The following is a 24,105-nucleotide window of genomic DNA, read 5'->3' on the forward strand; positions in this document are numbered from 1 at the left end:
CGGTCGTCTAGCCTTCATCTTGCACGGAACCGATAGACGAGGAGTGCACATGGTTCGTCGTTCCGACGGCAGCGGTTTAGTAGAGTGGTTCGTGGTCATCGCGGTGATCACGATCCTGGTCACGCGCGCCTACCTGGCCTGGACCGGCTACCCGCAGATCGGCGGCGGCAACCTGCACATCGCCCACTCGCTGTTCGGCGGCGCACTGCTGGGCATCGCGATGTTCCTGATGCTGTCCTTCACCGGCCGGGTGACCCGGCACCTCGCGGTGCTCGTCGGGGGCATCGGCTTCGGCCTCTTCCTCGACGAGGTCGGCAAATTCGTCACCAAGACGAACGACTACTTCTACGAGCCGTCGGTCGCGATCATGTACGTCGTCATCGTGCTGCTGCTCGTCGCCAACCACGTCGTCACGGACATGCGCGACGTGACGGCGACGACCGCCCTGGTCAACGGCGCGTCGACCACGACCGACGCGTTGGCCGCGGGTATCACCGAACCCGATCGCGCCCACGTCCTCAAGAGCCTGACCAAGGCCAAGGAGCTCGGTGCGCACCCGGACGCCGTTGACGGCGTGTCCACGGCGCTGACCTCCGCGCCGACGGTCAAGCCCAACCTGCTGGACCGCTTCTACACCCGGATCACCCACGCCGAGGATTCGGTCGTCATCGGGCCGCGGGTGACCGTGGCCGTTGCGGTGCTGCTCACCCTGTTCAACGTCTCCGGCCTCATCCACGGCCTGCACCAGGTCATCGACCACCCGCATCCGGGGGTCGTCGCGCTCGGTCAGCTCGGCGGATCGGCCACCGCGACGGTCCTCTGCGTCCTGGCGATCGTCGGCCTGGTCCGTCGGCGGGGCGGTCTGTGGCCGCTGCGCCTGCTGCGCACCGCCGCACTGGTCACCATGCTGCTGACACAGGTCTTCAACTTCGTCACCGAGCAGTTCGGCGCCCTGATCAACGTCGGCGTCGGCCTGATCGCCCTGCTGGTGTTCTCCTACCGGATCAACGCCCTGACCGGCGACGAGGAGATCGTCGCGGACAAGTGACGCCGGTGCAGATCCCCGCCGGGCTTTCGGCCCAGCGCCGCCTCGGCCCGGACTGGGAGCGATGGCTCGACCTGTTGCCGCGGCGCTGCGCCGACCTCCTCGACGAGTGGGACCTGGGCGTCGTCGGCGACCCGATGCACGGCTTCGCGTCGATCGTGTTGCCGGTCCGCACCGCCGACGGTGGCGACGCCGTGCTGAAGGTCGGGTTCGACGGGGAGTCCGACACCGCCCAGGAGCACCTCGCGCTACAGCTGTGGGACGGCGCCGGTGCCGTCCGGTTGTACCGGGCCGATCCCGCGCGCCGGGCCCTGCTGCTCGAGCGCCTCGGCGAGGAGAACCTGAACGGCGAGTGGGACCTGCAGGCCTGCGAGACCGTCGCGGGCCTGTACCCGCGACTGCACCGGCCCGCACCGCCGCGGCTGCGGCCGCTGAGCGAGGTGTTGGCGCAGTGGCTGGACGCGCTGGCCGCCGATGCGGCCGACGTCCCCGTGCCCCGGCGCCTGCTCGATCAGGCGTTGCGCCGGGGGAGGGAGTTCACCGTCGACCCCGAGTGCGACGGTCGGATCGTCCACGGCGACCTGCACTACGAGAACGTGCTGGCCGCGGTCCGTGAGCCGTGGCTCGTGATCGACCCGCAGCCGACGTCGGGCGACCCGCACTACGAGATCGCCCCGCTCCTGTGGAACCGGTGGGCCGAGATGGAGGGCTACCTGCACCAATCCATCGCTCGCCGGTTTCTCACCGTCGTGGAGGCGGCCGGGTTCGACGAGGACCGGGCGCGCGACTGGGTCGTGGTCCGGATGATCGTCAACGCCCACTGGTCGGTGCAGGACGCCAAACGGATGAACCGCCCGCTCGACGCGTCGGAGCGCGACTGGATCACCCGCTGCATCGCCGTCGCGAAAGGCGTGCAGCCCTAGCCGGTCAGCCGGCCGTGACCGAGTCCGACAGCAGCTCGTCGAAGGCGGTGAGGAACCGCTCGCCGTAGCCGGGCAGCGCCTCCCCGTCGTAGACGATGCCGAAGCTGGTGCGCGTGCCCAGGATGAGGATCGTGACCGAGAAGGAGTAGCCGACCAGCGGCGACAGCGCGGTCAGATCCTCGATGGGTGCGCCGAGGACAGTGCGCACCCGGGTGAACCCGGGGTTGATGCCGACGTGGATGTCCGGGGACATGCGGTTCATCGACATCCCGGACAGGACCCGGAAGATCGGCCACGGCGCCCGCGGCGCATCGTCGGCGGCGGCCAGGTACAGCTCCGGGCGGTCGCGTTCGATGCGCGCCAACTGCTCGCGGATCGCCGGCAGCTGCTCGTCGACCGAGCCCTCGTCGCCGGCGAGGTTGAGCAGCGACACCGCGACCGCGTTGCCGGTGTGGCGGAACTCCTTGTCCAGGGTCACCGGCAGGGTGACCCGGATGTTGGTCGACGCGGTGCCGATCGGGCGCGCCGAGCTCACCGTCGCACCGACCGCCGCCAACAGGTACTCGTGGACCGACGCGCCCGCCCGCTTGGCGGTTCGTCGCAGATCGCGGGTCGATACGCTGTGCCACACCGCTTCGCGCTTGCCGGTGCGCCCCAACTTCGGCCAGTCGCGACCGGTGCGTCCGGCCTCCCAGCTCTCGCCGAAGGCGGCCTTGGCCGTCGCCAGCTCGTCGGGGTCGATACCGCTGATGTGGAAGCGGGGACTGGTGGCGAAGCGGTCGAACTCGACCAGTCCGTCCTCGTCGGTCTCGTCGGCGAGCAGCGCGGAGAAGGCCGCACCGGCGATGCCGTCGGAGAGGCTGTGGTGCACCCGCAACAGGAGGTGGGGCGGGTTGCCGCCGGAGGCGTCCCACGGGCGGAAGACCGTCAGGTGCCAGAACGGTTTGCCGCGCTCGAGGTGGCTTCCCATGAGGTCGCCGATCTGCGCGTGCAGATCGGCCTCGTCCGCGTACACCGCCTCGGTGACTTGCGCGTGCGGGTCGATGGCGTCGACCTCGACGGTCTTCGGGCGGGTCCAGCGGCCGCCGGCGATCCCGGTGCGGAAGAGTGCGTACCGCTGCGCCCGCTCGGCGACGCGCTCGCGCACGGCCCCGATGTCGAGCGCGGTGCCGGCGCCCAACCGCAGCAGCATCGCCCAGTGCATCGGACGGTCGGGGGTGTCCAGGTGCAGGTAGGTGTGGTCCTGCGGTCCGAGGGTGATCGCGGCTTCGGTCATGGTGCGCCCCCGGATCAGACCGTCGCCATGCGGGAGCGGACGAGCTCTTCGAGATCACCCACGGACCGGCACTCGAGCATCTCCCGCTCGGTGAGCTTCACCCCGAGGCGCTCCTCGATGGCGACGACCCCGATCGCCAGGGCGACCGAGTCGAGACCGAGGTCTTCCACCAGGCGCGAGGTCGGGGTGACGTCGTCGAGGGACAGGTCCAGGTCCTCGGTGAGGATCTCTTTCAGCGTGGCTTCGACATGGTCGGACAAGGTTCCTCCTGAGCTTGCGGATGCGGGCCATCGCGACCCGCTTCATCGCGGAATCGTGGCGAGAGTCACCGCAACCGTAGTAGACGAATCTTGTAGCTGCAAGGTATACCTAACCTAAATCTTCCAAGGTTACCCTTTGCCACTGCAAATGTGGCGCATAACGATCAGAAATAGTGGAGGTCGTCGACCGATGAGCACTCTCGTCCGGACCTGGCTGGCGTCGCCCGCCTCCGAGATCACCGGTTTGCACAGTGGCGACGATCCCTCTGACCTGCGTTTTCGCACCTGGTCCCAGGTCCGCGAAGCGGGTCGGACCGCGGCCGCCGGCCTTGCCGCCGCCGGGATCGGCAAGGGCGACGCGGTGGCGATCCTCGCCGGCGACCCCGGTGACGTCGCCGACCTCGTCCAGGCGATCTGGCTCCGGGGCGCGTCGTTCACCATGCTGCACCAGCCGACGCCGCGCACCGATCTGGAGGTCTGGCTGGCGGAGACGCGCGAGGTGATCGCGATGCTCGGCGCCGCGGCGCTGGTCGTCGGCGACCCCTTCGCCGAGCCCCTCGCGGGCATGGACGTCGGCACGCCGATCCTGACCCGCGCCGGACTGGACGGCCACGACCCGGTGCCACAGGTGGACGTCGAGGCCGACGACGTCGCGATCCTGCAGCTCACCTCCGGCAGTACCGGCACCCCCAAGGCCGTGGCCATCACCTTCGGCAACGTCGAGCAGAACCAGGCCGCGATGCTCTCCTCGGTCGAACCCACCGGCTACGACGTCGCGGTCAGCTGGCTGCCGCTCTACCACGACATGGGGATGATCGGCCTGATGCTCATGCCGATGCTGGAGCAGGCCGTCGCGGTCATCACCACCCCGCTGGCCTTCCTGCGCAAGCCCGAGTCGTGGGCCGGGATGATCACCCGCTTCGGCGGTACCTGCACCGCCGCCCCCAACTTCGCCTACGCCGTCCTCGCCAAGCGGCTGCGCCGCGCGGCCGACGGCGCCTACGACCTGTCGTCGCTGCGCGTCGCGATCAACGGTGCCGAGCCGATCGACGAGAAGTCCCTCGAGGCGTTTCTCGCCGAGGGCGCGCGCTTCGGTCTGCGGCCCGAAGCCCTGATGCCCAGCTACGGCATGGCCGAGACCACCCTGGCGGTCTCCTTCGATTCGCAACACACGCGTCTGGTCGTGGACACCGTCGACGCGGCCGCCGCCGAATCCGACGGCGCGGTGGTCCGCGTCGACGAGTCGGTGCGCACGCATGTGCGCCTGGGTCGCCCGGTCCCCGGGATCGAGGTCGTGATCGTCGACGACGAGAAGCAGCCGCTGCCGGCCGATCGCATCGGCACGATCCTCGTGCGCGGGGGAGCGGTCACCGCGCGCTACCTGACCACCGACGGGTGGCGGGCTGCCGTCGACGCCGACGGCTGGCTCGACACCGGCGACCTGGGCTACCTGACCGAGAGCGGTGAGATCGTCGTCGCCGGGCGCAAGAAGGACGTCATCATCGTCTCCGGCCGCAACCTGTCGCCGACCGTCATCGAACGCGCGGCGTGCAGCGTCGACGGCATCCGGCCGGGCAACGCCGCCGCCGTCTCCTACCGCCGCCTGGACGGCCGCGAGGGCATCGCCGTCGTCGCCGAATCCGATGCCGCCGACGATCCGCAAGCCGCCCAGCGCATCCACGACGAGGTCGCCCGGGCCGTCTTCGACGCGGTGGGCGTGGCGGTCTCGACGGTCACGCTCATCGGCAGGGGTGAGATGCCCAAGACGCCGTCGGGCAAGATCCGCCGCCACTCCGCCGCCGACCTCGTCGTCGCGGGGTGAGGGGCGATGACCGTCGAGACGACTGATTCCGCCGGCCTGGCCGACGGCTTCGTGCCGCACCCGATTGAGGCCGACCGCCGCTATCGCGAGGCGGGGCTGTTCGCCAACCGGATGCTGTGGCGCATCGTCGAGCAGGCCGCGGCGGCCACCCCGGACAGCCCGGCGGTGAGCGACGCGCAGCGATCCCTGACCTACGCCGAGCTGGAGCGCGCGGTCGCCGCGCGCGCCGCCGGACTGGCCGCCGCGGGCCTGCGGCCGGGTGAGCGCGTCGTGCTCCAGCTGACCAACTCCGCCGAGTTCGCGATCACCCTTCTCGGCGTGCTGCGCGCCGGGCTCGTGCCGGTCATGACGCTGCCCGCGCACCGCATCAGCGAGATCGCCCATCTGGCGCGGGGCGCCGGTGCCGTCGCCTACCTCACCGAGGACGACCGTCGCGGCTACGACTACCGGGCCCTCGCCCGTGAACTGTGCGACCGCGTGCCGACCGTCCGGCGCGTCTTCGTCGACGGGGACCCGGGGGAGTTCGCCCCGCTGCCCGACGCCGATCCCGCCGCGGTGGACCTGCCCGACCGCACCGATCCGGATCTGCCCGCGGTCCTACTGGTGTCCGGCGGGACCACCGGCCTGCCGAAGCTCATCGCGCGCACCCACAACGACTACGCGCTCAACGCCCGGCTGTCGGCGGATGTCGCCAGGCTCACCCGCCACGACGTCTACCTCGCCGCCCTGCCCGCGGCACACAACTTCGCGCTCTGCTGTCCGGGCATCCTCGGGATCTGGTCGGTCGGCGGGCACGTCGTGTTCACCGACAACCCGAGCCCTGACAGTGCCTTCGACGTCATCGAGGCCCACCGCGTCACCGTCACCGCGCTGGTGCCGGCGCTCGCCCAGGTGTGGTGTGCGGCGACCGAGTGGGAGCCGGCGGACATCTCGTCGTTGCGGCTGCTGCAGGTCGGGGGTGCCAAGCTGGCGCAACCAGATGCCGAGGCCCTCGACGCGGCGCTCGGCCCGATCACCCAGCAGGTGTTCGGGATGGCCGAGGGGCTGATCTGTTACACCCGGCCCGACGATCCGCGCGAGCTCGTCCACCGGGTGCAGGGCCGCCCCATGTCCGAGTACGACGAGGTGCGCGTCGTCGACGAGGACGGTCGCGACGTGCCCGACGGACAGGACGGCGAACTGCTGGTCCGGGGCCCGTACACGATCCGCGGCTACTACCGCGCCGGCGAGCAGGCCGCCGCCTCGTTCACCCCGGACGGCTTCTACCGTTCCGGCGATCGGGTGCGGCGGCTGCCCGGCGGTGACATCGCCGTCACCGGGCGCATCAAGGACACCATCGTCCGCGCCGGTGAGAACGTCGCCGCCGACGACGTCGAGGAACACCTCATCGCCCACCCGTCCATCCGGCAGGCCGCGGTGATCGGGGTTCCCGACGACGGCCTGGGCGAACGGATCTGCGCGCTCGCCGTCGCCTCCCACGACCACCCGGCCGGCCGCCCGCTCGAGTTGGTGGACGTCCGGACCTTCCTGGCCGAGCGCGGTCTGGCCGCCTTCAAGCTGCCCGACGAGGTGCGGCTGGTGCCCTCGCTGCCGACGACGGCGATCGGGAAGGTCGACAAGAAGGCGCTGCGGGCCGAACTCGCGGCCGCCGAATCCTGAGCACTCCCAACTTCTCCCTGAGCGAGGTATTGCGCATGTCGGTTGTCAGTTCGGAAGCCGGGCTCGATCTGCGGGCCGAGGTCGCCGCCGCCCTCGGCGCGGAGGCCGATTCCCTGACGCCCGACGCCGATCTGGTCATGCACGGCCTCGATTCGCTGCGCATCATGCGGTTGGCCGGCCAGTGGCGCAAGCGCGGCCACGACGTCGACTTCAAGCGTCTTGCCGCCGATCCCACGCTCGATGCCTGGGAGCGGCTCCTGGGTGCCCCCGCTCCCGCCTCCGCCGAGCGTGCCCAGATTTCCGCCGAGCGTGCCCAGGATTCTGCCGAGCGTGCCCAGGATTCTGCCGAGCGTGCCCAGATTTCCGCCGAGCGTGCCCAGGATTCCGCCGAGCGTGCCCAGATTTCCGCCGAGCGTGCCTTCCCACTCGCCCCGATGCAGCACGCCTACTGGGTGGGGCGCTCGGACAGCCACGCGCTCGGCGGCGTCGCCGCCCACCTCTACGTCGAATTCGACGGCGACGCCCCCGCCGATGCCGCCGACCGTTTCCGCGCGGCGGTCGGGGAGCTCGCGCAGCGGCACCCGATGTTGCGCGCCCGGATCCTGCCCGACGGCACCCAGCAGATCGGTGATCCGCACCCGCAGGCGTGCGCGGTGCACGACCTTCGCCCGGCGACCGTCGAGGAGGTCGACGCCGCGCTGGCCGCCCGTCGCGCCGAGGGCACCCACCGGATGCTCCCGGTGGAGGAGGGCGGCATGTTCCGCGCCGAACTGAGCCTGCTGCCCGGCGGCCGCAGCCGGGTCCACCTCGACGTCGACATGCTCGCCGCGGACGCGATGAGCTACCGCGTGCTCGTCGACGACCTCGCCCGCGCCTACCTCGGCGAGCAGCTCCGGCCCCTGCGCGCGACCTACCGCGACCTCAGTGCCGCGCGCGCCGCCCGACCGGCCCGCGAGGCCGACATCGCCTGGTGGCGCAACCGACTGCCCGACCTCCCCGGTGCCCCCGAACTGCCCACCACCGGCCAGAGCACCGGCACCGCACAGACGATCCGGCTGCACCACCGCGTCGACGCCGCCGCGTGGCGGCGACTCGAGACGCACGCGCAGGATCGCGGTGTCACCCCCGCGGCGGCCGTCGCGGCGGCCTTCGCCGAGGCGATCGGCACGCACTCCGCGTCGTCGCGCTTCCTGCTCACCGTCCCGATGTTCGACCGCGACGCCGCCGACCCGGACGGCGCGCACCCCGACCTCGAGCAGGTCGTCGGCGACTTCACCTCGTCGATCCTGGTCGCCGTCGACCTGAGCCGCCCGGCGACCCTCGCCGAGCGCGCCGGACAACTGCGCCGCGAGATGCACGACGCCATGGCTCACGGCAGCTTCGGCGGCCTCGACGTGCTGCGCGAGCTCAGCCGCCACCAGGGCGAACCGGTCGTCTCGCCGGTCGTCTTCACCAGCGCGCTGGGCCTGGGCGAACTGTTCTCCGACACGGTCGCCGACCACCTGGGCACCCCCTCGTGGATCGTCTCCCAGGGCCCGCAGGTCCTGCTCGACGCACAGGTCACCGAGGTCGCCGGCGGCCTGCTGCTCAACTGGGACGTGCGCGTCTCCGAGCTCCCCCGCGAAGTCGCCGAGGCGATGTTCGCCTACTACGTCCGCGTGCTCGACCTGCTCGTCACCGGCGAGTGGGACGCGCCCGCACCCGACCCGGTCGACGAGCAGACGCGCGCCCAGCGCTTCGCCGTCGAATTCCCCCTCCCGGCCAGCGAGGTGTTCGACGGGACGCTGCACGGGCGGTTCCTCGCCCGCGCCGCCGAGCGGGGAACGGCACCGGCGCTCATCACCGACGAGCGCACGTGGACCCACGCCGACCTCGCCGATGAGGTGCGTCGCATCGCGGGGGCGCTCCTGGACGCCGGGGTGGGCCGGGGCGACACCGTCGTCGTCAACCTGCCCAAGGGCGGGTCGCAGATCGTCGCGGCGATCGGCGTCCTCGCCGCCGGCGCGGCCTACGTGCCCATCGCCCCGACGCAGCCGGTTGCGCGTCGCGAGCGGATCCTCGCCGTCGCGCGCCCCGCGGCGATCCTCACCGACCGCTTCGACGACTGGGACGCGCAGGCCCCGGTCCTCGACCTCGCCACGGCGGTTGCCCACGACCCCGCGCAGCCGGTGCCGGTGACCCCCGGCGACCTCGCCTACGTCCTGTTCACCTCCGGGTCGACCGGGCTGCCCAAGGGCGTCGAGCTGCCGCACCGCGCTCCCGTCGCCACCCTCACCGACCTCGTCTCCCGGCTCCGCCTGACCGCCGACGACCGCAGCCTGATGGTGTCCGCGCTCGACTTCGACCTCTCGGTCTTCGACGTCTTCGCACTGCTCGCGGTCGGCGGCGCGGTCGTGGTCCCCGGGGACGGCGCGGCCACGAAGGTCGACGACTGGGTCCGCCAGCTCGACGAGCACCGCGTCACCGTCCTCAACTGCGTGCCGTCGATCCTCGGCATGATCCTCGACCTCGGCCCGCTGCCCACGTCGGTGCGGGAGATCATCATGGGCGGCGACAAGGTCGACGTCGCCCTGGCCGAGCGCGTCGCGCACCACTCGCCGCACTGCCGGGTGGCGGGGCTGGGGGGCACCACCGAGACGGCCATCCACTCCACCTACTGCGCCGCCTCCGACGTCCCGGCCGGGTCCGCGTTCGTGCCCTACGGCTTCCCGCTGGCGGGCGTGCGCTGCCGCGTCGTCGACGACCTGGGCCGCGACCGGCCCGATCACGTCCCCGGTGAACTGTGGATCGGTGGCGCCGGGGTCGCCGCCGGCTATCGCGGCGACCCCGAGCGCACCGCCGACCGGTTCGTCGAGCGGGACCGGACCCGCTGGTATCGCACCGGCGACGTGCTGCGCTATCTCCCCGGCGGCTTCCTGGACTTCCTCGGCCGCGCCGACCACCTGGTCAAGGTACGCGGCCACCGGATCGAGCTCGGCGAGGTCGAGGCCGCGCTGCTGCGCCGCCCGGGCGTGAGCGGTGCCGTCGCGTGGTCGGACGGGCGCGACCTGCGCGCGGCGGTCACGCTCGAGGGCGGGGGCTCCGGCGACGACCTGCGCGCGGCCCTGGCCGTCGACCTGCCCGAGCACATGATCCCGCGCACGGTCGTCGTGCTCGACGAGCTGCCGCTGACCGGCAACGGCAAGTACGACCGCACGACGATTGCCGCGCTGGCCGCACCCGCCGGCGGCGACCCCGCCGCCACCGCGCCGCGAAACCCGGTCGAGGCCGCGCTCGTCGACCTGCTCGGCGAGGTGCTCCCGCACACCGATCGCGCGATCGGCGTGCACGACGACTTCCTCGCCCTCGGCGGCGACTCAGTCCTCGCCACGCGGCTGGTCGCCCAGATCCGAGAGTGGCTCGACGTTCCGGGTGTGCGGGTCGCCGACGTCTTCACCCACCGCACCGCCGCCGGTCTGGCCGAGCGGATCGTCGACCTCGATCCCGGGGTCACCGGTGCTGCCGCCGACTACGCCGCCGTGCTGGCGCTGACCGATGAGCAGGTGGCCGCCGAACTCGCCGAGCGGGCCCAGAATTCCGCCGAGCGTGCCCTCGCCGACCGGCTCTCGCACATCCCGATGGACCCCGACGCGCACACGCCGATCATCCGCGAATGGCTGCACCACCCGAAGTCGAAGTACTGGGAGATGCTGACCGCGTCGACCGACGACGTGGCGGCGATGATCCGCGACGCCGACACCGGCGCACCCCACGGGATGCGGTTGGGACTGCTCGACGGCGAGCCGCGGTTCCTCTTCGAGCTGTACGACCCGACGGTCGGCGAACTCGCAGACCCGGCGACCGGGTACGTCCACGCCGACGGCGACATCGGCATGCACCTGCTGGTGGCCCCCACCGACGAGCCGCTCACCGGGTTCACCGCCGAGGTGATGCTCCACATCATGCGGACCGCGTTCGGTGAGGCGGGCGCACGGCGCGTCGTCGTCGAGCCGGACGTCCGCAACACCCACGTGCAGCGGCTGAACGCGGCCGTCGGGTTCACCGTCGCCGGCGACCATTCCGTCGGCACCAAGACCGCACGCCTGAGCTACTGCACCCGCGAGGACTTCGCGGCCCTCACCGACGACGGGAGGCACCTCGCATGAGCGCCACGACCGACCGCGAGACCTGGACCGACTACCGCCGCCGGCTGGTGCGCAAGATCCTGGCCGAGTTCTGCCACGAGCAGATCGTGCTGCCGCGCCGCCGCGACGACGGCACCTTCGCGGCGCGCTCGGACGACGGGCGCACCGAGTACACCTTCGCCGCGCAGGTCCTCGCCCTCGACTCGTGGTGCATCGACGAGACGAGCATCCGTCGCAGCCTCGAGGGTGCGGGGTGCCCGCTCGACCCGGTCGCGCTGGTCGTCGACTTCGCCGACACGCTCGGCCTGCACGGCGACGACCTGTCGGCCTACCTGGAAGAGCTGATCAACACCCTCGCGCTCGGCGCGGGGAGGTCGGCCGAGCACCGCGTGCCGGTCGCCGAACTGGCCCGACCGGCCGCCGACCCGGTCGCCGCCTTCCAGCGGATCGAGGCCGCCATGACCGAGGGCCACCCGTGCTTCATCGCCAATGCCGGGCGCATCGGCTTCAGCGTCGACGACCTGCCCCGCTACGCACCCGAATTCGGCCCGCGGATGCGGCTGACGTGGCTGGCCGTGTGGGCCGACGACGTGGAGTTCGCCGCCATGTCCGGCGTCGACTACGACAGCCTTCTGGAATCCCAGCTCGGCGCCGCCGAGCGCGTCCGGTTCGACGCGATCCTCGTCGAACAGGGCCTCGACCCCGGTGACTACCGGTACCTGCCGGCGCACCCGTGGCAGTGGACGAACAAGGCCGCACGGCTGTTCGCCTCGGAGGTTGCGGCGCGGCGGATCGTCGAACTCGGGCCGTCGGCGGACGAATTCGCCCCGCAGCAGTCGATCCGGACGCTGTTCGACGTGACCGCCCCCGAACGGCACTACACGAAGGTGTCGCTGTCGATCACCAACATGGGCTTCACCCGCGGGATGTCGGCGGACTACATGAGCACGACCCCGCTCATCAACGACTGGGTGCGCGGTCGGATCGGCGACGACGAGTACCTGCGGTCGATCGGCTTCGAGGTCCTCTACGAGACCGCCGCCATCGGATACCGCAATCCGGCGCTGGAGGCGGCCACCGAGCCCGGCTCGGAGTACCGCAAGATGCTGGCCGCCCTGTGGCGCGAGTCGCCGGTCCCGCTCTTGCGCGACGACGAGGAACTGGCCACGATGGCCGCGCTGTTGCACGTCGACCACGCCGGCGACCCGCTGATCGGCGCGCTCATCGACCGCTCCGGACTGTCGCCGCGCGGCTGGCTGCGCCGCTACCTCGACGCCTACCTGCACCCGATCGCCTACCTGCTCATCGCCCACGAGCTGAAGTTCTCGCCGCACGGGGAGAACCTCATCCTCGTGCTGTCGGGCGGCGTGCCGACGCGGGTCGTCCTCAAGGACATCGGCGAGGAGGTCTTCATCCTCGGCGAGTGCGACGACCTGCCGCCCGAGTGCGCCCGCGCGAGGTCGCGGGAGGCCGACGAGACGCGCAACCTCGGCATCCTCTCCGACGTCTTCGACGACTTCTTCCGCCCGCTTGCGGCGCTGCTGCACGGTCACGGGCTGGTCGACGACCGCGACTTCTGGTGGGAGGTCGCCGCGAGCGTCAACGCCCTGCAGGCACAGCACCCCGGGCTCGCGGACCGCTTCGCCCGGTGGAACCTGTTCGCCCCGACCTTCGGCGCCATCCACCTCAACCGGCTGCAGCTGCGCAACCGCCAGCGGATGGCCGACCACGAGATCCCCTACGCGTCGATGGTCGCCGACGGCCACGAGCTGGCCAACCCCATCGCGGGTGAGCCGGCGTCGGCCACCCGCGACGAACTGACGACGACGGCAGGTGTGCGATGACCGCGACGTATGAGCACGAGACGATCCGCGACGAGTGGGGCATCCCGCACGTGTGGGGGCAGACGCCGGCCGATGCGCTCTACGGGCAGGGGCGGGCGTGCGCGCAGGACCGGGCGTGGCAGATCGAGTTCCTGCGGCTGCGGGCCGAAGGTCGTACGGCCGAGGCGTTCGGCCGCGGCGCCGTCGAGTGGGACCGCTTCGCGCGGCGGTCGGGGATGGACCGCTCCGCGCGGGCCGTCTACGACCGCTCGTCGCCGCGCACCCGGGAACTGCTCGACGCCTATACGGCCGGCGTCAACAGTGCGCTGGACACCACCGCCCCCGAGCTCGACGAACTCGACCACCGGCCGGCCCCCTGGCAGCCGTGGACGCCGATCGCCGTCTTCCTGATGCACCACATCCTCTTCGGCCGCTTCACCACGAAGCTGTGGCGGGTCCAGCTGGCGCGCGCCTTCAATCGCGACGGCCTGACGATGTTCGACTTCGAGGGCGGGCTGTCCGCCGATGCCCCCGACCTCCCCGACGAGGAGTTCATCGACGCGCTGCTCGCCGACTTCGCCGAGCGTGCCCAGAATCCCGCCGAGCGTGCCCAGAATCCCGCCGAGCGCGCCCACCCGGGCGACGCGCTCTCCGGCAGCAACGCGTGGGGGGTGACCGCCGCCCACACCGCGACCGGCGGTGCGCTGATCGCCGGCGACCCTCACCGGTTCCTCGAACTGCCCGGCATCTACCTGCAGTGCCAGCTCGGCTGCCCCGAGTTCGACGTGGTCGGCTTCGCCTTCGCCGGTGTGCCCGCATTGCCCCACTTCGCCCACGCCCGCCACGTCGCGTGGGCCATCACCAACGCCATGGGCGACTACCAGGACCTCTACCGGGAGAAGCTCGGCCGCGACGGCGCCGCGGTCACCGCGCTCACCCCCGACGGCGTGCAGGCGGCCCAGTCGTGGACCGAGACGATTGTGGTCCGCGACGGCCAGGACGTCGACGTCGAGATCGTCGTGACCGACAACGGCCCGGTCATCCTCGGGGGGCCGGATGACGCCTATGCCGTGAGCCTGCGCAGTCCGATGCTCGCCGACGCCGAGGGCTTCGGCTTCGACGCGGTCCTCGACCTGTTGTTCGCCGACTCGATCGCCGACGTCGAGGAGGCGCTCGAGACCTGGTCGGAGCCGGTCAACCGGATCGTCATCGCCGACGATCGGGGTCACGTCCACCGGCAGGTCGTCGGCGCGATGCCGCGTCGTGCGTCGGAGAACTACTGGCTGCCGGTGCCCGGTTGGGACGAGCGGTACCGCTGGGGCGGGTACCACGCCGCGTCGATCGCCGACGAGGGCTTCGACGGGGCGGTGGCCGACTACGCGGTCATCGCCAACCAGCGCATTACCGACTGCCCGCGGCTGCAGCCGGTCACCACCGAGGCCGTCGGTCCCACCCGCGCGCGGCGGATCACCGCCCTGCTGGACTCCCGCGACGACGTGTCCGTCGACGATTGCACGGCCATCCACCGCGACGTCGAGCTCGACGACGCGGCACTGGTGCTGCAGCTACTCGAACCGCTCGACGGATTGGGCGAGGATGCGCGGCGCCTGCGCGAGCGCCTCGTCGCGTGGGATCGCACGATGGCCGCCGACAGCGTCGACGCCTACCTGTTCGCCGCACTGCGCACCCGACTCGTGGCCAAGCTCGCCGGGCACGAGGCGGTCGCGAAACTGTCCGCGCCGCACGGCTTCTCGCCGATCCTCGACCCGTGGTTCGTGCCGCTGCCGCGGATCGCGGCGGCACTCGGCACGGTCCTGGATCGGCTGCGAACACTCGGCGTCGACATCCCCGCCCTCGTCGCGGCGAGTCTCGACGAGGTCGCGCAAGCGACCCAGGGGGGCGCCGCCGCACCGACCTGGGGCGAGCACCACCGCTTCGCGCCGATCCACGGCTTCGACCTCATGGGCGCCTCGCCCGCACACCCCGAACTGTCGGCGCGGGTCCGTCCGGACCGTGCCCCGCTCGGCGGCGACGCGGAGTGCGTCTTCGCCAACGCCGGCGCGGTGGGTGCCGACGACCAATGCCGCACCGGATCGGCGGCCCGCTACGTGTGGGACCTCGCCGACCGCGACAACGGTCGCTGGATCGTCCCGATGGGCGTCGACGGGGATCCCGCCGCACCGCACTTCCAAGACCAACTGCCGCTGTGGGCGGTCGGCGACACCATCCCGATCGTCAGCGATTGGACCGTCCTGCGCGAGCGTGCTGCGACGCCCAGCGCCGCCGGAGCCGGAGGAGACCGATGACCGAGACACTCGCCGATCCCCGCGCCGCGCGGCTGGAGCTCCTGCGCCGCCGTCGCGCCGCCCACTCGGCGAAATCGACCGCCCACTCGGCGGAAACGACCGCCCACTCGGCGGAAACGACCGCCCACTCGGCGGGTGCGACGGCGGGACTGGGTACCGCCGAGCGCCGCATGTGGCGGATTCACCGCCTCGACCAGGACTCGGTGTCGCACAACATCACGCTGCTGCTCGACGTCACGGGCACGACCGCCGAGCGGCTGGTCGCCGGCATCGAGACGACGGTCGCGGGCGCGGAGGTGCTCGGCTCGGTGATCGTCGACGACGACGGCTCACCGCGTCGCGAACCCCGGCCGCCGGTGGGGCGCTGGGTCGAGCCCGGTGGCCTGTGGGCGCTGGGCGGCGGCCCCATCGGCGAGGGGATCAGCCCGGCCGATGCGGCCACGGCGCTGGCCCGCACGCCCTTCGACCTGACCCGCGAGGCACCGGTGCGCGCCCGCGTCTACCGCGACGGCACGAGCACCACCGCCGTCCTGAGCTTTCACCACCTCGCCGTCGACGACACGTCGTGGCCGGTGCTGCTGGGGGCCGTGCTGGCGGGGGAGTGGGTGCGATCCACCGACGCGCCGGCACCCGACCACCTGGACGGGGCCCGCCTCGCCGCGGCCGTCGACCACGCACGCTCGACTTGGGCCGCTCCCGATGTCCGCTTTCCGCTGTCCGGGCAGTTGCCCGCGACGACCCCCGAGCAGAGCTGGCTCAACCCGATCGATGAGGGCCCGGGCCAGCAGCAGCGCCACGACCTGGACGTCGACGACCTGAACGCGTTCACCGCCTACGCCCCGAGCGTCGGCGGAACCGGCAACGCCGCGCTCCTGGCGCTGACCGCCGTGGCCGTCACCGCGCTGACCGGCGCGACCGACCACGTGCTGCTCGTCCCCGCCGACAACCGCCGTCCGGGCCACGCACCCGACCGCGTCGGCTACTGCGGCAACATCGTCCCGATCCGCTTCACCTTCGACACCGGGGCCACCGTCGCCGACGCCATGCGGTCGGCGATCACCGCGATCTACACGGCCATGGAATACGTCGACGTCGACTTCGGCCCGATCCTCACCGCCCTGCGCGGCAGCGGCGGGCGCTTCCCCGTCGTCGAGATCATGGCGTCGGTCCGCAACGCGCCGATGCGCGGCGTCGACGTCCCCGCCGGGATGCGGGTCGACTACCGCTCCGTGTCCACCGGCATCGCGCCCTACCCGTTGACGCTCGCCGTCGAGCTCGCCGCCGACGGCGGGGCGCATCTGGAGGTCGACCACCAGCTCGGCACCGGAGAGGTCATCGTCGACCGCGCCGCGCCGGTCGTCGCCACCCTGTTGCACCGCATCCCGACCGCCGCCGACCAGCCGCTCTCGGTGCTGCTGGCGAGCGCGACGGCCACCCCCGACAACCCCGATGAGGCAGCGTGACCGAACAATCGCACACCCCCGCCACCAGGTTCTCGCGCCCCGGCCACGGCTGGACGCAGGTGGGCCGACAGCTGCTCGGTGCCGCCGCCACCGTCGCCGACCGCCCGCCGCGCCCACCGCTGCCGTTCGGTGCGCCCGACGAGGTGCTCGCTCGGGTGACCGACGAACTCGGTTCCCTCGACCTGCCGCGCACCGGCATCGGCGAGCAGGCCGCATTGGACCGGATGGCGCACATCGTCCACGAGTACGGGCTCAACCTGACCCACGAGCTGTGCGCCGCGCACCTGCAGCCGCCGCCGCTGTCGGTCGCGGTCGCGGCCGACGCCCTCGCCAGCGCGACCAACGCCTCACTCGACACCTACGACTCGGGTCCGGCGACCCTCGCCATCGAGGCGTGGGCCGTCCAGGCGCTCGCCGGACTGGCCGGACTCCCGTCGAGCGCCGGCGGCGTGTTCGGGCCGGGCGGGTCGTACTCGAACCTGCTGGCCATGTTGATCGCCCGCGACCAGGCCGGTGCCGCGCGCGGTATCGACATCCGTCACGACGGTGTGTCCGCACTCGGCCGACCGGTCGTCCTGTGCAGCCGGGTCGCGCACTTCTCCCTGCAGCGCGCCTGCGCCGCGCTGGGGCTGGGCGAATCGGCCGTGGTCACCGTCGACTGCGACGAGCAGCACCGGATGGACCCCGACGCGCTCGAGGCGACCCTCGAGGACCTCGCGTCGTCCAATCGCACACCGTTCGCTGTCGTGGCCACCGCCGGCACGACCGACTTCGGCACCGTCGACCCGCTCCCGCGGATCGCGGAGATCGCCGACCGCCACGGGCTGTGGCTGCACGTCGACGCCGCCTACGGATTCGGCGCGCTGTTCTCCGACCGGTTCGCCGGACTGCTCGAGGGTATCGGCGTCGCCGACTCCATCACCCTCGACCTGCACAAGGTGGGGTGGCAGCCGGCCGCCGCCAGCCTGCTGCTGCTCGCCGACACCGACAGCTTCTCGTCGCTGGACCGTTCGGTGGCCTACCTCAACCCCGAGGACGACCTGGCGGCCGGATTCGGCGGTCAACTCGGCCTGACGCTGCAGACCACGCGTCGTCCCGACGTGCTGAAGGTCGCGACGACGCTGCTGGCCTACGGCCGCGACGGACTCGGCGAGATGCTCGACGCCTGCCACGACCTCGCTCGGCACGCGCAGCGCCGCGTGCAGGCCCAGCCGCAGCTCGAGCTCGTCTCCCCGGCCACGCTGACCACCGTGGTCTTCCGCTACCGCTGCGACGACCTCGACATCGACCAGGTCAACGCCGAGCTGCGTCGTCGCCTGATCAGTTCGGGCACCGCGCTGATCGGCCGCACGCAGGTGCGGATCGAACCCGACGCGCCGCCGCGCACCTGTCTGAAACTCACCCTGCTCAACCCGGAGACCTCGCCGGCCGACATCGACCGGCTGTACGACGAGATCCTGCGGGTCGCCCTGGAAGTGGAGTCCGAAGGTCTGGCTCCCGCCGCACTGAACGTAGGAGCCGCACATGACTGACCCGACGACCCAACGGCAGGTCGATGTCCTGGCCATCGGCTGCGGACCGTTCAACCTCGGCCTGGCCGCCCTCGCCTCCACCGTCGACGACGCCGACGTCCTCGTCGTCGACTCCGCCGACCGCTTCGCCTGGCACCCCGGGCTGATGTTCGAGGACGCCAAGCTGCAGGTCAGCTTCCTGTCGGATCTGGTGTCCCTGGTGGACCCGACCCATCCGCTGTCGTTCCTGGCCCACCTCGCCGACGTCGACCGGCTCTACCCCTTCCTCGTGCGCGAAGACTTCTTCCCAACGCGCCGCGAATACGAGGCCTACCTGCTGTGGGTCATCGACCGGGTGCCCGGTCTGCGGTGGGGCACGACCGTCGAATCCGTTCGCTGGGACGCCGACGCCGAGCACTTCGAGGTCGAGACGAGCGGAGCGGACGGACCGTCGACGATCGTCGCGCGGCACGTCGTCGTCGGCATCGGCACCGAACCGTTCATCCCCGACGCCGTGTCGGCGGACTCCCCGGCCCTGCTGCACAGCGCCGACTACCTGTTCCGCCGCGACGAGGCACTCGCCGCCGAATCGGTGACCGTGGTCGGCTCGGGGCAGTCCGGTGCCGAGATCGTCGCCGACCTCCTCGAGGCGAACCTCGCCTCCGCTGACTCCGCCCGACCGGGCCCGGCGGTCCGCTGGTGGACCCGGACCCCGTGGTTCGCCCCGCTCGACTTCACCAAGCTCTCCCTGGAGATGACCACCCCGGCGTACATGGACTACTTCCACGGGCTGCCCGAGCAGACCCGCGACGAGGTGCGCCGCGGCCACTGGCAGTTCCACAAGGGGATCTCCAGCGAGACCCTCGCCCGGGTGCACGACCTGCTGTACCGGCGCGAACTGCACGACAAGCTGCCCGCCGTGCAACTGCGCAACGGGGTGGCGATCGAGGGCGTCGAACCGATCGCCGACGGGGGCCTGCGCGTCCGCGGCCGCCACGTCGACACCGGCAACCTGCTGTCGCACAACACCGACCTGGTGATCGCGGCGACGGGCTACGCCGAGCGCAAACCGGAATTCCTCGCCCCGCTCGAGGGCCTGCTGCGACGCGATTCGCGCGGGCGCCTGGTCGTGGAGTCCAACCACTCCGTCGGTGCCGACGGTCCGCTGGCCGACCGGCTGTTCGTCGCCAACGCCGAACACCACGCGGTCGGCGTCTCGGCGCCCAACCTCGACATCGGCGCGGTGCGCAACGCCAAGATCCTCAACACCGTCCTGGGTCGCGAGGAGTACCGCCTGCAACGGCAGACCGCGTTCACCAGCTTCGGCGTCGGCGACGACCTGGTCGTCGAATGACCGTCCCGACCACCCGACCCTCACCCACTGATTTGGAAGGACCGCGCCCCATGACCGCGACAGCGACACTGGTCCGTGAGCCGGAGATCTGCGCCACCTGGGCGCGCGCCGGCCTGGCCGAGAACCACCTCGTCTACGAGAGCCCGGGCGAATGGGTCTTCGCCGGCGGCACCCGTTGCGAAATCGTGCTGACCGCCCGCGAGGTGCGCACGACCGTCCGCGCCGCCGACGGCTCGACGCACACGCGGACCGCACCGTACTCGGGCCGGCCCGCGCAGGCCCTCGAGGACGCGCTCGCCGGGCTCGACCTCGACGACTGGCGCGCCTACGGCTGGGTCGGGTTCGACTTCTGCGCCCCCTTCCTCGGCGCCGACGGCCACCTCGCCGGCGACGAGGTCCTCGCGCACGTCTTCGTGCCCGAGTTCGAGGCCTTCCTCACCCCCGGCGGCGACATCCGGTTCGCCGGCGCCGACGAGCGGTTGCGCGAGCGCATGCTCGAGCTGGCCGGTGAGCCGATCGCCGTCGACGACGATCGGCGCCGACCGTTGACGGTGACCGACGACCCGACCGACTACCGCGGACGCGTGGCCACCGCGATCGGCGAGATCGCAGCGGGGCGCTACGAGAAGGTCATCATGTCGCGGGAGGTGACCGTCCCCTTCGACGTCGACATCCCGGCGACATATCTGACCGGTCGCCTCGCGAACACCCCGGCGCGCTCCTTCCTGCTGCGGCTCGGCGACCTCGAGGCCGCCGGCTTCTCCCCCGAACTCGTCGGCTCCGTCGACGCCGAGGGCCTGGTCACCACCGAGCCGCTCGCCGGCACCCGCGCCTTCGGTGTCTCGCCGGAGGCCGACGCCGCGGCCCGCGAAGAGTTGGAGAACGACGCGAAGGAGATCGTCGAGCACGCGATCTCGGTGCGGACCTCCTATGCCGAGGTCGACACGGTGGCGGTGCCCGGCACGACCGCGGTCAGCGAGTTCATGGCGGTCCGCCCGCGCGGCAGCGTGCAGCACCTGGCGTCGACGGTCGTCGGGCGGCTCGCCCACCCGTACTCGGCGTGGGACGCGCTGGAGGTCCTGTTCCCCTCGGTCACCGCGTCGGGCATCCCCAAGGCGCCGGCCGTCGATGCGATCTACCGACTGGAGGCGACGCCGCGGCGCGTGTACTCCGGCGCCGTCGTCAAGGCCTCCTCGGCCGGCGACCTGGAGGCCTCGTTGGTCTTGCGATCGGTGTACCGCGACGGCGAGCGCAGCTGGCTGCGGGCCGGTGCCGGCGTCGTCGGGCAGAGCAATCCCGAGCGGGAGTTCACCGAGACGTGCGAGAAGCTGGGCAGCGTCGCGCCGCACCTCGTCGCCGACGAGTCGGAGCAGCGGGCATGAGCGCCGGGCTGCGCGAGATCCGCGGTTTCACCGAGCCGTTGCCGATCGACGAGTACCGCAAGCTGCTGGACGAGGTCTTCGACGACGAGGTCGCGCAGATGGTCATCGAGGCCGAGCGGACCGAGCGGTTCCCACGGCCGCTGATCGGCAAGCTCGGCGCGGCCGGGGTGTTCGGAGCCAAGTGGGCCGGGGTCACCAGGCCGGACGTGGCCAAACTGTTCGAGTTGGGCTACCGCCTCGGGCGCACCGCGTCGACCGGCGTCGGCGTGGGCGTGAGCCTGCACGACTCGGGGATCGCCACCCTGCGCCGCTTCGGCAAGACCGACTACCTCAAAGACGTCGCCGCGCGCGCCATCGACGGCCGCGAGGTGCTGTGCATCGGGGCGTCGGAGGAGTCCGGCGGCTCGGACCTGCAGATCGTCGGGACGGTGGTCACCTCCGAGAAGGTCGGCGGCACCGCCGGCTTCCGGGTGCAGGGCCGCAAGAAGTTCTGCTCACTCTCGCCGATCGCCGGTCACATGATCGCCGTCGCCCGCAACATCGACGACGGCAGCACCCGCGGCAACAACGTGGTGATCGCAGTGCCGATGGACAACCCGGGCGTCGTCGTCGGCGACCGCTATCGCAAGCTGTCGGCCGGCCCGCTCGACACCGCGCCCGTCGACATCGACACGTGGGTGCCCGCCGAGGCGCTCGTCGCCCGCCCGGGCACCGGTCTGGCGGTGATCAGCTGGGGGCTCGCCCACGAGCGGCTGTCGGTGGCCGCCCAGGTGGCGTCGGCCTGCGACTACATCCTGGGCATCACGCTGGCCCGGATGATGGACCGCGAGCAATTCGGCAAGCGGCTCTACGACCACCAGGCCCTTCGGCTGCGGGTCGCCGACCTGCAGGCCCGCGTGGACACCCTGCGCTTCGCCCTCGACGGCATCGCCGCGGCCGGTCCGATGAACCTGCGCACCGCCGCGGCCATCAAGGTCACCTCGGTGCGGCTGGCCGAGGAGGTGGCCGGGGAGTGCCTGCACATCTTCGGCGGATCGGGCTTCCTCACCGACGAGACGCCGCTGGGCCGCTGGTGGAAGGACGTGAAGCTCGGTCGCGTGGGCGGCGGCACCGACGAGGTGCTGTGGGAGCTGGTCGCCGCAGCGATGAAGCCCGACGTCGAGGCCTACGAGAACCTCTCGGCGCACATCGTCTAGTCGAGCAACTCCACGATCGTCGCATTGGCCATGCCGCCGGCCTCGCACATGGTCTGCAGGCCGTAGCGGATGCCGTTGTCGCGCATGTGGTGGACCAGGCGCGTCATCAGCACCGCACCGGAGCCGCCGAGCGGGTGGCCCACGGAGATCGCGCCGCCGAGCGGGTTGAGCACGTCGTCGGGGGCGCCGATTTCGGCCTGCCACGCCATCGGCACCGGCGCGAAGGCCTCGTTCACCTCGAAGGCACCGATGTCGCCGACCGTCAGCCCGGAGCGGTCGAGCGCCTTGCGGGTCGCGGGGATCGGGCCGGTCAGCATGATGACCGGGTCGTCGGCGGCCAGGACCGCGGTGTGGATGCGGGCCATCGGCGTCCAACCGTTCGCCGCGGCGATGTCGCTCGAGGTGATGAGCAGCCCGCCGGCGCCGTCGGAGATCTGCGACGAGTTGCCGGCGGTGATCACCCCGTCCTCCTCGAAGGCGGGTTTGAGGCCGGCGAGCTTGTCGGCGGTCGTGCCGCGACGCAACCCCTCGTCGACGTCGAGCTCGGTCAGCTTCACCAGCTGGGCGTCGAAGGCGCCGGCGTCGATGGCCGCGGCCGTCCGCTCGTGCGAACGGGCCGAGTACTCGTCGACGGCCTGCCGCGACAGCCCCCACTTGCGGGCGACCATCTCCGCGCCGATGCCCTGGTTGAAGCCGGTGATCCCGTAGCGGTCGAGCACCGAGGGCGGGTACGGCTGGCCGTCGCCGCGCGCCGAGCCCATCGGCACCCGCGACATTGACTCGACGCCGCCGGCGATCGCGACGTCGTAGTGGCCCGCGATCACCCCGGCCGCGGCGAAGTGGATGGCCTGCTGCGCCGAGCCGCACCGGCGGTCGACGACGGTGGCCGGCACCGACTCGGGCCAGCCGGCGGCGAGCACCCCGACACGGCCGACGCTGCCCGACTGGTCGCCGACCTGGCTGACACAGCCCCACACGACGTCGTCGATGCCGGCCGGGTCGAAGCCGTTGCGGTCGGCCAGCGACGTCAACACCGCCGCCGTCAGGTCGCCCGGATGGATACCCGACAGTGAACCGTTCCGCTTGCCGATCGGGGTTCGCACCGCGTCGACGATGACCGCATCTCTCATGCGGGTCATTCTGACAGTCCGGACTCAGCCCTGCGGGTTCTTGAAGTAGACGAGCTGGGTGGTCGTGGCCAGCAGGGTGTCGGTGCCCCAGATCTGGCCGTGCTGGTCGAAGTGCCCGTTGCCGAAGCGGGCGCCGCGCGCCGTGGCCAGTACATGCCGGCTGCCCTGCGCGGCGAGGTCGTCGGGCGTGGCGTGGAAGTAGGTCGTCAGGCTGATCGTGCCGGCCGGCATGAAGGTTCCGTGGCGCAGGAAGACCCGGGGGAAGAAGGCGTCGGTCATCGACGCGAGTGCCGGATAGTCCAGCGGGCGCTGCGGCAGGTCGCGCAGCCACAGCGTCGACGTCGAGTCGTCGCTCTTGTCGTCGATGCCGCCGACGACGAAGCGCTTGTCGTAGTTGCGGGCCCACGCGACGAAGTCCGGGAAGTCTTGGGCGGCCACGTCGGCCGGCTCCGGCGCCGGCGGACGGGTGGCCTCGGTGTCGGCCCACGTGTCGCGGTGGATCCCGAAGACGGCACTGCCGGTGGAGACGGTGTGGCCGTCCTGCTCGATGGTGAAGGTCCAGTGCTGATTGGTCCGGTTGGTGCGCACGATCCGCGTGTGCAGATCCCAGGTGCCGGTGGCGACGGGCGCGGCATAGTTGATCGTCAGCGCGAGCGGCTGGCCGAGGACGTCGGGATGCTGTTGCAGCGCGTGCACGACCGTGGCGGCGGTGATGCCCCCGAACGGTCCGACCATGTTGTCGTAGGCCGGGTGGGTGGTGGCGCTGAAGACACCGTCGGGCCGGGCGGTCACGGTGATCGCTTCGTCGAAGACGTGGGTCATGGTTCGACG

General features: G+C 71.8%; 15 protein-coding genes and 1 pseudogene. 12 read left to right on the forward strand and 4 right to left on the reverse strand.

Annotated elements, in window-relative coordinates:
- Nucleotides 1–49: 49 nt before the first annotated feature.
- The gene (locus tag QM634_RS06990) at nt 50–1,048 is read left to right on the forward strand and encodes a hypothetical protein (protein WP_415042049.1); all 999 of its coding nucleotides are present in this window, start codon (nt 50–52) and stop codon (nt 1,046–1,048) included.
- A 5-nt stretch (nt 1,049–1,053) separates the two neighbouring features.
- Complete coding sequence (locus QM634_RS06995; protein WP_415042050.1) at nt 1,054–1,968, forward strand: aminoglycoside phosphotransferase family protein; 915 nt, start codon at nt 1,054–1,056, stop codon at nt 1,966–1,968.
- A 4-nt stretch (nt 1,969–1,972) separates the two neighbouring features.
- Here the strand turns inward: QM634_RS06995 and QM634_RS07000 are convergent, their stop codons facing one another.
- Nucleotides 1,973–3,244: a wax ester/triacylglycerol synthase domain-containing protein gene (locus QM634_RS07000; protein ID WP_415042051.1), complete on the reverse strand. Its 1,272-nt coding sequence runs from the start codon at nt 3,242–3,244 to the stop codon at nt 1,973–1,975.
- A gap of 14 nt (nt 3,245–3,258) precedes the next feature.
- Nucleotides 3,259–3,510: pseudogene (locus QM634_RS07005) on the reverse strand (acyl carrier protein); the annotation flags it as partial.
- A gap of 184 nt (nt 3,511–3,694) precedes the next feature.
- Here QM634_RS07005 and QM634_RS07010 point away from each other — a divergent pair.
- From QM634_RS07010 to QM634_RS07055, 10 genes are read left to right on the forward strand one after another with little or no spacing between them, the layout of a single operon-like run.
- Nucleotides 3,695–5,326, forward strand: a complete 1,632-nt coding sequence (locus QM634_RS07010; protein ID WP_415042052.1) for a long-chain-fatty-acid--CoA ligase — start codon at nt 3,695–3,697, stop codon at nt 5,324–5,326.
- 6 nt (nt 5,327–5,332) lie between these two features.
- Complete coding sequence (locus tag QM634_RS07015; RefSeq protein WP_415042053.1) at nt 5,333–6,985, forward strand: (2,3-dihydroxybenzoyl)adenylate synthase; 1,653 nt, start codon at nt 5,333–5,335, stop codon at nt 6,983–6,985.
- A gap of 35 nt (nt 6,986–7,020) precedes the next feature.
- A complete protein-coding gene (locus QM634_RS07020) occupies nt 7,021–11,130 on the forward strand; it encodes an amino acid adenylation domain-containing protein (protein WP_415042054.1) in 4,110 nt (1,369 codons plus the stop codon).
- Nucleotides 11,127–12,953 carry an IucA/IucC family protein gene (locus tag QM634_RS07025; protein ID WP_415042055.1) on the forward strand — a complete coding sequence of 609 codons (1,827 nt, stop codon included), beginning with the start codon at nt 11,127–11,129 and terminating at the stop codon, nt 12,951–12,953. Before QM634_RS07020 ends, QM634_RS07025 begins: the two co-directional genes overlap by 4 nt.
- Nucleotides 12,950–15,238, forward strand: a complete 2,289-nt coding sequence (locus tag QM634_RS07030; protein WP_415042056.1) for a penicillin acylase family protein — start codon at nt 12,950–12,952, stop codon at nt 15,236–15,238. The genes QM634_RS07025 and QM634_RS07030 overlap by 4 nt, the downstream gene beginning before the upstream one ends.
- On the forward strand, nt 15,235–16,701 hold the full coding sequence (locus QM634_RS07035) for a peptide synthetase (protein WP_415042057.1): 1,467 nt from the start codon (nt 15,235–15,237) through the stop codon (nt 16,699–16,701). The genes QM634_RS07030 and QM634_RS07035 overlap by 4 nt, the downstream gene beginning before the upstream one ends.
- Entirely contained in the window at nt 16,698–18,233 is a 1,536-nt protein-coding gene (locus tag QM634_RS07040; protein ID WP_415042058.1) for a pyridoxal phosphate-dependent decarboxylase family protein, read from the forward strand. The genes QM634_RS07035 and QM634_RS07040 overlap by 4 nt, the downstream gene beginning before the upstream one ends.
- A complete protein-coding gene (locus tag QM634_RS07045; RefSeq protein WP_415042059.1) occupies nt 18,226–19,566 on the forward strand; it encodes a lysine N(6)-hydroxylase/L-ornithine N(5)-oxygenase family protein in 1,341 nt (446 codons plus the stop codon). Before QM634_RS07040 ends, QM634_RS07045 begins: the two co-directional genes overlap by 8 nt.
- A gap of 50 nt (nt 19,567–19,616) precedes the next feature.
- Nucleotides 19,617–20,948: a salicylate synthase gene (locus QM634_RS07050; RefSeq protein WP_415042060.1), complete on the forward strand. Its 1,332-nt coding sequence runs from the start codon at nt 19,617–19,619 to the stop codon at nt 20,946–20,948.
- Nucleotides 20,945–22,144: an acyl-CoA dehydrogenase family protein gene (locus tag QM634_RS07055; RefSeq protein WP_415042061.1), complete on the forward strand. Its 1,200-nt coding sequence runs from the start codon at nt 20,945–20,947 to the stop codon at nt 22,142–22,144. Before QM634_RS07050 ends, QM634_RS07055 begins: the two co-directional genes overlap by 4 nt.
- Here QM634_RS07055 and QM634_RS07060 read toward each other — a convergent pair.
- The gene (locus QM634_RS07060; protein ID WP_415042062.1) at nt 22,141–23,274 is read right to left on the reverse strand and encodes a thiolase family protein; all 1,134 of its coding nucleotides are present in this window, start codon (nt 23,272–23,274) and stop codon (nt 22,141–22,143) included. The genes QM634_RS07055 and QM634_RS07060 overlap by 4 nt on opposite strands.
- A 24-nt stretch (nt 23,275–23,298) precedes the next feature.
- Nucleotides 23,299–24,096 (reverse strand): acyl-CoA thioesterase, encoded by a 798-nt coding sequence (locus QM634_RS07065; RefSeq protein WP_415042063.1) that lies wholly within the window; start codon nt 24,094–24,096, stop codon nt 23,299–23,301.
- Nucleotides 24,097–24,105: the final 9 nt, after the last annotated feature.

The organism is Gordonia sp. (in: high G+C Gram-positive bacteria), from assembly GCF_047606305.1.
Taxonomy (GTDB): domain Bacteria; phylum Actinomycetota; class Actinomycetes; order Mycobacteriales; family Mycobacteriaceae; genus Gordonia.